Raw genomic sequence first — 11,639 nt, 5'->3', positions numbered from 1 at the left:
CGCCCGGTGGGGCGCGCACCCGCGCCTCTCCCCACGGTCATACGGTCATGAGGCGGCATCCTCCTGCGTGGACTCGTCGAAGTGCACGACGCCGTCCTCGTCGAGGCGCGGGTGCATGGCGATGGGGGTCGTCATGCTGACGTCGGACGGGCGCGGGCCCTCCGGCCCGTCGGGGCCCCAGCGCACCAGGCGGCGGGTCCGGGCGATCCGGAAGGTGGTGCCGTGGGCCTCGACCTGGTTGAGCCGGCCCGCCCGGAGTTCGTCCGAGGTCCGGACGAGCTCGGTCAGTTCCGCGTCATGGGCGCCGCCCCCCTGCGCGAGGACGCCGCGCGCGTCGGCATCGCCCGGGGCGTCGAGCGCGATCAGGCCGCGCTCGCGGGGCCCCAGCCAGGTCAGGGAGAAGTCCAGGGACCGTCGCGCGTCGTGGGGGCTGGCGTGCAGGCCGCTGCCGACGGTCCACCCGCCGCCCTTGCCGGAGCGCTCCACGATCGCGAACGCGGTCGGCAGGAAGAGGATGTCGGGGTGCGTTTCCAGGGCGCGTGCGGAGTCGCGCAGTACGGCGCGGGGGAATCGGGCCCCGGAGTAGGCCAGGGAGCGCATGGCCAGCCGTTCACTGGCCTGCATGGGAGAGAGCGGCGCGTCCGGGTTCAGGACCAGGCCCTCGTCGACCCGTGCGCGACCGGCGCCACGGCTCCAGTCGGGGTCGAGGGGCTCGGGGTCGGTGGGCCGGGGTGTCTCCAGGCCACCCTCCTTGTCCAGGTCCGCGTACTCGTCGGCGCGCACCACCCGGTAGCGGGTGTCGAGCACGGTGAGCTCGCTGAGGCTCTCGGTCTCCAGCCGTGCGACCGCCGCCAGCAGTGCCCGCCGTTCGGCCCGGTCCTCCGCGGCGTCCTTGGCCCGGAACCACAGCGCGGAGTTCAGTTCGTCACGCGCCTGCTGCGGGCAGCCGTGGGTGACCGGGACCACCACCCGCCACCGCTCGCCCCCGGTCTGCGTGGCCACGCCGAACAACGGCCCCCGCACGGCGATTCCGCGGCTGCGGACCGCCGCGTCGAGGGCGTCGGCCTCCACTGCGGACTCGACCGGCTCCACCGGCACCCGCACCACTACTGGCCGCCCGACCGGTACTGCGCTTTCTTCGCTCATGCACCCATCCTGGATCCAGCCAACGCCGCGCATAAAGCCTTTACCGGATCGTCCACCCCTTCGGGCGGTGCGCGGGAGGTTGTGACGCCGTATGCCTACGGCCCGGCCGCGGGCGGCTAACGTGTCCGGATGTCGTCCGTGCGCCTGCGTCATTCGGTCCGGGCGGTCGTCCTCGACGAGGACGACCGCGTACTCCTGTGCCGGTTCACGATTCCGGAACCGGCGGGCACGGTGGTGTGGGCGGCGCCCGGCGGAGGAATCGAGCCGGGCGAGACGCCTCTTGACGCGCTCCGCCGTGAACTGCTGGAGGAGGTCGGCCTGCCGGTCGGGACCGATCCGCCGCACGTGTGGCACCAGGAGGTCGTAGCCCGTGGACATGCCGCGGGCTACGACGGCGTCGTCAACGACTACTTCCTGGTGCGCACCGCTTCGTTCACCGCGCGCGGGACCTTGTCCGACGAGCGGCTCGCCGCCGAGCACATCAGCGGCCTGAAGTGGTGGCACCCGCGTGACATCGCTTCCTACACCGGATCCGACCTCTTCTCCCCTCGCGATCTCGCAAGCCCTCTGCGGGCGTTGACCGCCTTCGGCGTCCCGGCCGAACCGGTGCTGCTGGGCCTGTGAGCGGGCCGCCGGGGTGTGCCGGGAAGCGGTCAGGGCTCGTGAGCGACCGGCCCGCCGCAGGGCTGCGGGGTGCCGCCTACTCGAAGAACTTCAGGCTCCAGCCGATGTCGGTGTTCGGGCCGGGGACGTTGGCCCGGCTGTAGGTGGTGTTGCCCCACCAGCAGAACGAGCCGGTGTACCAGTACCGGTTCGCCCAGGAGTACGGCGTTCCCTTCGGGACCGCGTGGAACATCAGCGGAAACGTGGGGCCGGCGGGTGGGCTGGTGGCTATGTCGCCGTCGAGCAGGACGAATGTGTGGTGGCCGGGGCCGTTGACGTACAGGGTCGGGTCCCAGCCCTGCATCATCGTGGCCCGGTTGGAACCGAACAGGCAGCCGTTCGACTTGTACCAGTCCCACACGTACGTCGGGTCTCCGCCTGCCCGCAGCCTCAGCTCGGCCAGGCAGTACTGGTCGCTCCAGCTCCCGTTGGCCGAATAGACGATGTGCAGCTGCCCGTTCGGATCCATGATCGCTTCCGGGGCCTCATTGATGAACGGGTTGCCGACGACCCGCTCCCAGCTCTCGCGCGGCTGCGAGATCACGTACCGCCCGCCGGTCGGGGTCGTCGGGGAGCTCATCCGGGAGATGTAGAGGTTCTGCTCGACGTTGGTGTCGCCCGCCCAGCCGGACCAGACGAACCAGCGGGTGCCGCCGAAGGTGAACATCGTGCCGTCGATGGCCCACTTGTCGTCGGGCAGGGCCAGCTTCGTCTCCGCCGTGTAGCCGCTGTCGGGGCCGGCCGAGCTGATGACGTACATCCGGTGTGCCGCCGCGCGGCCCGCGGAGAAGTAGATGTAGTAGCGGCCCCCGTCCCGCACGATCTCCGGGGCCCAGACCTCACCGCGGTCCTGGGTGTCCGACCACACCTGCCGGGCGGGCGCGTCGGCCAGGCCCGCGGTCGACGACGCCTGGCGCACCGCGACACCGCCGCCGGAGGACTCCACCGAGATGTAGGTCGATCCCACGCGCAGCACGCTGGGATCCGCCGCGCGGTGCGTGGTCTGGCCCGCCTGCGCGGGCCCGGCGGAGAACAAGGACAGTGCCACGGCCAGGAGACCTGACAGCGCGAAGGCGGTGAGGCCGGAAACGCGGTGGGCGAGCTTCATCATCGGCGGTCCATCGGTTCGTCTCCGCTTCGGCTCGATTACATCGATGTAAGAACGTACGCACAGCAGCATGGTGGATTGTAGTGCTCATGTCAACGCGGAGTGGGTGACGAGGCCCCGCGGAGCCGCCCCCCGTCCGAGGCGGCTCCGCGGGGCCGGGTCACGGGGTCACGAGTGCTCCGACGACGCGGCGGGATCGGCCCCCGCGTCGGCCTTCATCGCCTTGGCCTCACTCTTGAGGATGCGGGCGGACTTGCCCAGCGAGCGCGCCATATCGGGAAGCTTCTTCGAGCCGAACACCATGATGACCACGAGCGCCACGATGAGCAGGTGCCACGGTTCCAGGCCGTTGCGGAGCAACACGCCACCCCATTTCCGTTGTCGTTGTCGCCAGTGGAGTGCGTCCGGGACGCCCGCACACCGACATCGGTTGCTGCCTTGCGCAACTGTACAAGCCTGGTCAGTCGGCGTGCACGGGGGACCTGCCCGCGCGCCCTCGTCGCGTCAGGAAGGCGAGGGCCGCCGCGTAGCCGGTCAGGACGGCCGTGAGCAGCAGGTAGTAGGACATCGGCAGCGGCTCCAGGCCGAACCGTGCTCCCAGGGCGGTGAGCGGCAACGTGACGCCCACGGCCGCCAGTGCCGCCGCGGCGACGCGCAGGGGCCGGGGCGCGGGGCGGGATCCGGTGCGCAGCAGGAGCATCACCAGCGCCTGGGTGAGCAGGTTCTCGGTGAACCAGCCCGAGTGGAAGGCGCCCTGGTCGTGCGCGGCGGACGCGGTCGCGGCCAGCGTCGCGAAGGTCGCCAGGTCGGCCCCGGCGCCGAGCAGGCCGAAGCCGGTGATCGTACGGAGGAACGGCGCGGGGCGCAGGACGACGGGGCGTGCCAGGAGGCCCGGTGCCGGGCGGTCGTGCGCGAGGGCGAGCTGAGCCGCGTCGAAGCAGAGGTTCTGCACGAGGACCTGCGCGGGAAGCATGGGCAGGAACGGCAGGAGCACGCCCGCGGTGAGCATCGCGATCACGTTGCCCAGGTTGGACGAGAGGGTGATGCGCAGGTACGAGGCGATGTTGCCGCCCGCGTGACGGCCCGTCGTGATCGCGTCGTCGATGGCCGTGAGGTTCTTGTCCGCGAGAACGACGTCCGCGCTCTCCCTCGCCACGCCCACACCGCTGACCGGGCAGATCCCGACGTCGGCGGCGTGCAGCGCGGGCAGATCGTTGACGCCGTCGCCGAGGAAGCCGACCGTGTGGCCGCGCTCGCGCAGTGCGGCCACCACCCGTGCCTTGTCCTCGGGCCCGCAGCGCGCGAAGACCGTGGTGTGGTCGGCGAGGTCGGCCAGCCCTCCGTCGTCGAGCGCGTCGAGGCTTCGCGCGTCGGCCACATCGCCCGGCTCCAGACCCAGGTCGCGACAGGCGCGCGCGGTCGTCGCGGGGTGGTCCCCGGTGAGGATCCTGACGGCGACCCCGTGGCCGGCGAAGCGGGCGAGGGCCTCGGCGGCACTGGGCGCGAGGGCGTCGCGGAAGGTGACGAACCCCCGGAACGCCAGGCCCCTCTCGTCGGCAGGGCGGTAGGGGCGGTGGCGCGCCTCCCGCTCCGCGGTGGCGACGGCCAGGAGGCGTACGCCCGTGGCCGCCAGCCGTGCGGCGTCTCCGAGGAGCTTCGCCCGCTCCGCCTCGCCGAGCGCGCACCGTTCGAGTACGGATTCCACCGCGCCCTTGGCGACCAGGATGTGGCGCCCGAGGGCGTCGGGGGCGTGGACGACGGCCGTGGAGAGCCGGCGCGTGGAGTCGAAGGGAAGGGCGGCCACCGGTTCGTACGCCAGGGCGTCGTCCGGGTCGCCGGTGTCCAGGAGGGCGGCGTCGAGCGCGTCGGGCGTGGGCAGGTCGGCGAGTTGCAGGGTCCACCACGCGTTGACCGTCGCCCAGGCCAGCACGTCGGGGGCCGGGCTGCCCTCGGCGTCGACGGCGTCGAGGACCTGGGGCCGGTCCTGTGTGAGGGTGCCTGTCTTGTCCAGGCAGAGCACGTCCATGGCGCCGAGGTTGTGCAGGGCCTGCGGTCTGCGGACGATCACCTCACGGGTCCGTGCCAGCAGGGCGGCGCCCCGGGTCAGGCAGGTGGTGACAACCACGGGAAGCATCTCCGGCGTCAGCCCCACCGCGACCGCCACCGCGAACGGCAGCGTCTCCAGGCCCCGGCCGCGCAGCGCCGCGTTCGCCATGAGGACCAGTGGTGGGGTGAGGAGCATGAAGCGGATCAGCACCCAGGCGATGCCGTGCACCGAGCGGTCGAAGGCGCTCGGCGGGCGCGGGCCCGCCGGGAGGTGCGCGGTGGCGAACCGGGTGTGTGCCCCGGTGGCGACGACGACGCCCACGGCGCTGCCGGTGATGACCGTACTGCCCTGGAAGCAGAGGTCCTCGCGGGCGAAGGACATGTCGTTGCCGTCCGGCGGGTCGTGGGCCTCCTTGGGCACGGGCGCCGATTCGCCGGTCAGCGCCGACTGGTCGACGGCCAGGTGATGCGCGCGCAGCAGGCGTACGTCGGCGGGGACCAGGTCGCCGGGGCCCAGCCGGACGACGTCGCCGGGTACGACGTCGCCGGCGGGTACTTCGCGTACGCGGGGCCGGGACTCCGGTCCTGACCTGCGCTGCACGCTCACCGTCGTGGCGACCAGGTCGCGGAGGCGGGCCATGGCCCGTTCGGCGCGGTGCTCTCCGTGCGCGCGCAGTGCGCAGCTGACCGCGACGAGCGTGACGATCACGGTGGCCGTGCCCCAGGAAGCGACGGTGGCGGAGACCAGGCCGAGGACCAGCAGTACGCCTGTGAACGGGTCACGCGCGGCGCGCGCCAGTCGTACGGGCCACCGCGTGGCCCGGGACGCCGGCAGTGTGTTGGGGCCGTGCAGTCCGAGACGGACCGCCGCGTCGTCCTCGGTCAGGCCCCGCGGCGAGGTGTGCAGCGTCCGCAGCACCTGGAGCGGCGTCAGCCCGTGGTCGACCGGGCCGGGCGGGGGCAAAGGGCCCGCCGGTCGGGCCACGACGCGATCAGGCACCGGCCCCGTGCAGCCGGCGCGGCGGCGCGTCCTCCTGCTCGGTGAGCTGTCCGATCATCAGGCGTACGACGGCCACGACACGCGGGTCATCGGCGTAGTACACCTGTCGGCGCCCTTCCCGGCGGGATCCCACCAACCCCGCGAGCTTGAGCTTCGTCAGATGCTGGCTGACGGCCGGCAGCGCACCGCCGACGCGTTCGGCCAGGCCGCTGACATCGCACTCCCCCTGAGCGAGGATCCACACGATGTGCAGGCGCGCGGGAGCGGCGAGCAGGCCGAAGGCTTCGGCCGCGCGGCCGAGCACCTCACCGGACGGTTCCTCGTAACGATCCGCCCCTACGGCCCGTGCCGTCACAGCCAGCTCCCCTGTCCCCTGTCAACCGCCGGCAGGCAGCCGGGTCGTCCCTGGTACCGGCCCAGTCTAGGCGCGGGGCCCGGCCCCGGAACGCGCCCGGGAGAGGCCGCCACGGGAGCGGACCGCCCCGGCCTGCTCCGGTTCACACCGTCCGGTCGAGGTCCTGGGCGCAGTGCTCGACGGCCGGCCGGTACGGGCGGAATCGTGGGGATGGCCGGCCGCGAGGGTGACCGGTGTCTTCCGCGCCTCTTCCGGCCGGCCCTCTTCGCGCGGTCGGACAGCGGATCCCGGCGGATCGTCCCGCGTCGCCTCACTCGTGGCTCCCCTGTCGCGGGAGCGCTTGACCTGGAGTGCACTTCACGTCCCACCATGACGGGCATGGATATCACCGGCCCCCAGGTCGTCCTGGGAACCATGGATTTCGGCACGCGCGTCGCCCCCGACCGGGCCTTCGCGGTCCTCGACTCCTTCGTCGCGGGTGGGGGTGTGTGGCTCGACACCGCCAACTGCTACTCCTTCTGGAACGACCCCGGCGGTGTCGGCGGCGCCGGCGAGCGGGTGATCGGCGCGTGGCTCCGGGCCCGCCCCGGTGTGCGCGACACGGTGCGGATCGCGACGAAGGTCCGGCACAACCCGCTCGTCCCGCACGCGCCGCAGAGCGCCGAAGGCCTCTCGGCGCGCGCCGTTCACTCGGGTGTGGAGGGAAGCCTGAGCCGTCTGGGAGTCGATCACGTCGATCTGCTCTGGGCGCACGCGGAGGACCGTGGTGTTCCGCTGGAGGAAACGGTCGGCGCCTTCGGGGAGTTGGCCGCGAAGGGCGTGGCCGTACGGGTCGGGGCGGCGAACCACGCCGCGTGGCGGGTCGAACGCGGCCGGTCGCTGGCGCGGGAGCGGGGTGTGGAGCCGTGGACGGCCCTGCAACTGCGTCACTCACTCGTTCAGCCCCGCCCGCTCACCCCTCTCGCGGAGGGCGGCCACCGGCTGCTCACCGCCGAGGATCTGGACCTCGCGCGGTCGGAGGGGCTCGCGGTGTGGTCGTACAGCTCCCTGATGTGGGGTTCGTACGTGCGCGCCGACAAGCCGCTTCCCTCCACCTACGATCACCCCGGGACCGCTCGGGTGCTCACGGTCCTGGACGACATCGCAGGCGAGCTGTCGGCCACACGGAACCATGTGGTCCTCGCGTGGCTGATGCACCAGGGAATCGATCCCATCGTTGGCGCGAGCCGGGTGGAACACGTCGAGGAAGCACTTGCCGCCCACCGTGTGCGGCTCGATGACGGGCACATGGCGCGCTTCGCCGCGGCGCGGTAGCGGCGCACGCGGTCGGCACCGGCCCGCCATACCGTCTTCGCCTTCGCCCGCCCTCCACCCTGCGCACCCCGAGAACCGCGAGCACCGGTCGTGACGAATTCGCCGGCGCAGCACACGTAGCGCGAGTTGCCGCATGCGGACCGTTACCCGCACCATGGACGTATCGTCCGGGTCCGGCTCGTCCGGCCTCACCGCCAGGGACGGGATGGGTGCGGCATATGGCCAGGTACTTCGAGAACGGCACCGGTGACCTCGTCTCCGACGCGCTGTCCGGCTTCGCCCGCGCACACGCGGATCTCGTCCGTTACGACCCCGCCAACGGATATGTCACCGCCCGGCACACGTCGCCCGGACGGCGGGTGGGCCTGCTGTCGGGCGGGGGGTCCGGGCACGAACCGCTGCATGCCGGATACGTCGGAGCGGGCATGCTGGACGCCGCCTGCCCCGGGCGGATCTTCGCCTCTCCGCACAACCGGCAGATCTTCCGTGCCTCGCTCGCGGTGGCGGGGCCGGAGGGTGTGCTGCACATCGTCAAGAACTACACGGGTGACCGGATCAATTTCGGCATCGCGGCCGAACGTCTCGCCGACGCGGGAATCACCTGTTCGCGGGTTCTGGTCGACGACGACCTCGCCACCGAGTCCGAGAACATCGCGGCCGGGCGCCGCGGTACGGGTGCGACGGTGCTGCTGGAGAAGGTGCTGGGCGCGGCCGCGGACACCGGCATGGGACACGAGCGGCTGGCGGAGCTCGGCACCGCCCTGGCGGGACGGTGCCGCACCCTTGCCGCAGCCTCGGCCGCCCATCACTCCCCGGCCACCGGGGAACCCGCGTTCGTGCTGCCGGCCGGTGAGCTGGAGTACGGGGTGGGCATCCACGGGGAGCGCGCCGCCCGGACCCGGGACCAGGGTCAGGTGGGCGACCTGGTGGAGGAGATGACGGGCGCTCTGCTGGACGCGGTGCGGCCGGGCCCCGAGGAGTGCGTCGTGGCCCTCGTCAACGGGCTCGGTTCGGTCACCGTCCTGGAGTTGTACGGCATCTTCGGGGAGCTGGGCCGGGTGCTGGACGACCGGGGGGTGCGGCTCGCCCGGCAGCTGGTCGGTGACTATGTGACGGCACTGGACATGCGGGGTTTCTCCCTCACTCTCATGGCCGCCGACGAGGCCACGCTGAATTTCTACGATGCGCCGGTCCATACCCCGGCTCTGCGGTGGTGAGCGGCAGGCCGGCCGGGCTCCCGGCATCCCGGAACCGGAAGCACGAGGAGGGCCCATGACGAGCAACGCTCTCGACGGCGCGCAGACCCGTGAATGGGCGGAGCGCTTCGCCGCCTCGGTGTACGCCACCGAGGCCGAACTGACCGCTCTCGACCAGCAGGCGGGCGACGGCGACTTCGGTGCCAACCTCGCCGCCGGGGTGGGGGCCGCCGGCCTGCTGCTCGACCGGGCCGCGGATTCGGCCGGTCCGGCGGAGTATCTCGGCGCCATGGCCACTGCCTTTCTCGACGAGGTGGGCGGAACCAGCGGCCCTCTGTTCGGCCTGCTGTTCCAGGCGTTGAGCCGGGCGGCCGGTGCCGGGCCCGGACTGACGGCCGACGCGCTCGCCACCGGCGCCGCCCAGGGTCTGGCCGCCATCCGCCGGGTGGGTGACGCCGCGCCCGGGGACAAGACGCTGGTCGACGCCTTGGCCCCGGCCGCCGCCGCACTGCGGACGGCGCAGGACGCACCGCCCGCCAGTGCTCTGGCGGCGGCTGCCGACGGGGCGTGGCTGGGCGTGCGGGAGACGGCGTCACAGGCGGCGCGCATGGGGCGGGCGAGCTATCTGGGTGAGCGCGCGACCGGTGTTCCGGATCCCGGGGCGGTGGGCGTGGCCCTGTTCTTCGCCTCCGCCGCCGGGACGGTGCGGTCTCTGGCACCCCACCTCACCGACGGCTGACCGGGCGCCCTGTCCGACGGTTCCGGGCCGGACCGGGCCTATTCGCCGAGCCGGCTGCGGGCCCATGTGAGCAGTTCGGAGTCGGCGAGGCTCGCGACCCAGAGGTCCGCCAGCTCGGCGTCCGGGCCCGGCGGGCGCGTTCCGATGCCGATCACGCGCAGGCCCGCCCGGCGGGCCGACTCCATGCCGGTCAGCGAGTCCTCCACGGCCAGCGCCTCCTGCGGCGGCACGCCGCAGAGGCGGGCGGCCGCTCTGTAGACGTCCGGCTCCGGTTTCGGCCGTACGTCGTCGCCCGGGACCACCACGTGCTGGAAGCAGCTGAGGAGCCCCGCGCGGGCGAGGCACGACTCCACCATGGAGCGGGGGCAGTTGCTCGCCACCGCGAGCGGGCGGTGGCGAGCGGCCAGCCGGACCAGGGCGGCGGCGCCCGGCATGGTCACCGGGTCCTGGTCGACCAGAGCGGTGAAGGTGTTCAGCAGCGTGCCGGCGAGGTCGTCCACCAGGTCCGGTTTCCCGGTCTCCTGCGCCATGAGCGCGCCGCACTCGGTGTAGTGCACGCCCTTCGCGCGGTCGGCGAAGCCGGGGGGCGGGTTGAGCCCGAAGATCCGGAAGGTGATGTTCCGGGCCTCCTGCCAGTGTCGTTCGGTGTCCATCAGGGTTCCGTCGCAGTCGAAGACGATGGCCGACGGGGACCAGGAAAGGATTTGATCAGCTGTCATGTAACTGCCGTTCTCGGAGGCTGCGCCGACCGGTTCGGGACGGGGGCGCAGACGGGTGCCCAGCGGGCACGCGTGAGGGGTGGGAATCGGATGCAGGCGCTGCCCTGCGGCTACTGCGATCAGCTCGATCCGCTGATCACGCCATGCCGGACATAGGCCTGTGGAAACGGCCGGTCCGAAACATCATGGTCGTTACGTTAATTTGGCGACTTCATTTTCCGCAATCACCAATTCGAGTGCATTGAAAAGTCCCGGCCGCGGCCGGCCGCACTCCGCAGAGACCCGCGAAGGGGAGCGCGCCGACGACCGCCATATGAACAACGCACCTGGTGGAGTGCGCTTTCGGGCTCGTCTCCGCTTCGATCGGGGGCGGATTCAGCACACCTTCCGAAACGTTTCTTCCGACATAGCGTCAGATTGTGCGGAGCCGCCCGTACGCGCACCACGCAAGGAATAATAGGATCTTCGCGCGATGCGACTACACCCTCAGCGGAGGAGTGGAATGAACTTTCGCGTCGCAGCGCTAGCACGTTTGAGCGAAGGTGGAACAGGTGCAGGACAGGGCGCGCGCAACTCGCAAACTTTTGCTGGAATCAGCGGCACATCTATTTGTCGAACGCGGATATACGGGAACGAGTGTCAATGACATAAGTGATCACTCGGGAAAGACGAGTGGAGCGATTTATTTCCACTACTCCAGCAAGGAAAAACTCGCGCTCGCCGTGGTCAGGGAGCAGTTCGCCACCTGGCCGCAGCTCGTCGCCGCCTACGCCGCACCGGGCGTCCCTCCTCTGGAGAAGCTGGTCGCCCTCAGCTTCGGTGTCGCGCAGTCGCTCAGCGAGGACGTCCTGGCGCGGGCCGGCGCGCGGTTGTGGGCCGAGCGCCGCGCCATCGAGGCCCCGGTGCCCACACCCTTCGGCGCCTGGGCCCTCGCCGCCACCCGGCTCCTCGCCCAGGCCCGTACGCGAGGCGAACTCGCCGAGGGCATCGAGCCGTCGGCGGCAGCCGTGACGCTCGTATGCGGGTTCTACGGACACTGCACCCTGACCGATGAGATGCCGGGCAGGTGGGACTGGCGCGAACGGCTCGATCAGTGGTGGCAGTTGGTCCTCGCGTCCTTGCAGGCGCATCCCGACCCGGCGGCCCTGCTCACCCGGGCACGGGCCCGGATTCCCGCGCGGACGAGCGCCCGGGACCGGAGCAGGGCGGCGGCCCCCTCGCCGGAATCGGCCGCGGCAGCGGCCACCTGAACCACCCGCCACCGGGCCGGCCCGCAGAGCGGAACCGGCAGCCGCGCCGGCCCCCGGACCCTGCCGTACGGCGTCCGGCCCCGCACCCCGGACCGCCATCCGC

11 protein-coding genes are annotated in these 11,639 nt (G+C 72.0%); 5 read left to right on the top strand and 6 right to left on the bottom strand.

Features of this window, described 5'->3' with window-relative positions; genetic code table 11:
* Nucleotides 1-45: 45 nt before the first annotated feature.
* Nucleotides 46-1,146 (bottom strand): DUF5954 family protein, encoded by a 1,101-nt coding sequence (locus B082_RS0105660; protein WP_026249461.1) that lies wholly within the window; start codon nt 1,144-1,146, stop codon nt 46-48.
* Between the two features lie 129 nt (nt 1,147-1,275).
* Here B082_RS0105660 and B082_RS0105655 point away from each other — a divergent pair, with 129 nt between their 5' ends.
* Nucleotides 1,276-1,770 carry an NUDIX hydrolase gene (locus B082_RS0105655; protein WP_018550833.1) on the top strand — a complete coding sequence of 165 codons (495 nt, stop codon included), beginning with the start codon at nt 1,276-1,278 and terminating at the stop codon, nt 1,768-1,770.
* 76 nt (nt 1,771-1,846) lie between these two features.
* Here B082_RS0105655 and B082_RS0105650 read toward each other — a convergent pair whose 3' ends face one another.
* The 4 genes from B082_RS0105650 to B082_RS0105635 all read right to left on the bottom strand — a co-directional run bounded on the left by B082_RS0105650 (nt 1,847) and on the right by B082_RS0105635 (nt 6,318).
* Entirely contained in the window at nt 1,847-2,917 is a 1,071-nt protein-coding gene (locus B082_RS0105650; RefSeq protein WP_026249460.1) for a glycoside hydrolase family 43 protein, read from the bottom strand.
* Between the two features lie 168 nt (nt 2,918-3,085).
* Nucleotides 3,086-3,280: a Sec-independent protein translocase subunit TatA gene (gene tatA, locus B082_RS0105645; RefSeq protein WP_018550831.1), complete on the bottom strand. Its 195-nt coding sequence runs from the start codon at nt 3,278-3,280 to the stop codon at nt 3,086-3,088.
* 97 nt (nt 3,281-3,377) lie between these two features.
* Complete coding sequence (gene mgtA / locus B082_RS0105640) at nt 3,378-5,948, bottom strand: magnesium-translocating P-type ATPase (RefSeq protein WP_234018117.1); 2,571 nt, start codon at nt 5,946-5,948, stop codon at nt 3,378-3,380.
* A 7-nt stretch (nt 5,949-5,955) separates the two neighbouring features.
* Nucleotides 5,956-6,318, bottom strand: a complete 363-nt coding sequence (locus tag B082_RS0105635) for an ArsR/SmtB family transcription factor (RefSeq protein ID WP_026249458.1) — start codon at nt 6,316-6,318, stop codon at nt 5,956-5,958.
* A gap of 369 nt (nt 6,319-6,687) precedes the next feature.
* Here B082_RS0105635 and B082_RS0105630 point away from each other — a divergent pair, with 369 nt between their 5' ends.
* The 3 genes from B082_RS0105630 to dhaL all read left to right on the top strand — a co-directional run bounded on the left by B082_RS0105630 (nt 6,688) and on the right by dhaL (nt 9,567).
* Nucleotides 6,688-7,632 (top strand): aldo/keto reductase, encoded by a 945-nt coding sequence (locus B082_RS0105630; RefSeq protein WP_018550828.1) that lies wholly within the window; start codon nt 6,688-6,690, stop codon nt 7,630-7,632.
* Between the two features lie 218 nt (nt 7,633-7,850).
* Entirely contained in the window at nt 7,851-8,849 is a 999-nt protein-coding gene (locus tag B082_RS0105625) for a dihydroxyacetone kinase subunit DhaK (RefSeq protein WP_018550827.1), read from the top strand.
* Nucleotides 8,850-8,904: 55 nt separating this feature from the next.
* The gene (gene dhaL, locus B082_RS0105620) at nt 8,905-9,567 is read left to right on the top strand and encodes a dihydroxyacetone kinase subunit DhaL (RefSeq protein WP_018550826.1); all 663 of its coding nucleotides are present in this window, start codon (nt 8,905-8,907) and stop codon (nt 9,565-9,567) included.
* Nucleotides 9,568-9,605: 38 nt separating this feature from the next.
* Here dhaL and B082_RS0105615 read toward each other — a convergent pair whose 3' ends face one another.
* Nucleotides 9,606-10,286: an HAD family hydrolase gene (locus tag B082_RS0105615; protein WP_026249456.1), complete on the bottom strand. Its 681-nt coding sequence runs from the start codon at nt 10,284-10,286 to the stop codon at nt 9,606-9,608.
* Between the two features lie 551 nt (nt 10,287-10,837).
* Here B082_RS0105615 and B082_RS0105610 point away from each other — a divergent pair.
* On the top strand, nt 10,838-11,536 hold the full coding sequence (locus B082_RS0105610; protein WP_026249455.1) for a ScbR family autoregulator-binding transcription factor: 699 nt from the start codon (nt 10,838-10,840) through the stop codon (nt 11,534-11,536).
* The last annotated feature ends 103 nt before the right edge of the window (nt 11,537-11,639 follow it).

The organism is Streptomyces sp. ATexAB-D23 (assembly GCF_000373645.1).
GTDB classification, from domain to species: Bacteria; Actinomycetota; Actinomycetes; order Streptomycetales; family Streptomycetaceae; genus Streptomyces; species Streptomyces castrisilvae.
This window is presented reverse-complemented; position numbering and strand designations above follow the sequence as displayed.

Excerpts from the sequence above, each read along its gene's own strand:
- B082_RS0105655 (WP_018550833.1), top strand. The coding sequence starts at position 1,276 with ATGTCGTCCGTGCGCCTGCGTCATTCGGTCCGGGCGGTCGTCCTCGAC.
- B082_RS0105615 (WP_026249456.1), bottom strand. The coding sequence starts at position 10,286 with ATGACAGCTGATCAAATCCTTTCCTGGTCCCCGTCGGCCATCGTCTTC.
- B082_RS0105650 (WP_026249460.1), bottom strand. The coding sequence starts at position 2,917 with ATGAAGCTCGCCCACCGCGTTTCCGGCCTCACCGCCTTCGCGCTGTCA.
- B082_RS0105625 (WP_018550827.1), top strand. The coding sequence starts at position 7,851 with ATGGCCAGGTACTTCGAGAACGGCACCGGTGACCTCGTCTCCGACGCG.
- dhaL (WP_018550826.1), top strand. The coding sequence starts at position 8,905 with ATGACGAGCAACGCTCTCGACGGCGCGCAGACCCGTGAATGGGCGGAG.
- B082_RS0105630 (WP_018550828.1), top strand. The coding sequence starts at position 6,688 with ATGACGGGCATGGATATCACCGGCCCCCAGGTCGTCCTGGGAACCATG.
- B082_RS0105660 (WP_026249461.1), bottom strand. The coding sequence starts at position 1,146 with ATGAGCGAAGAAAGCGCAGTACCGGTCGGGCGGCCAGTAGTGGTGCGG.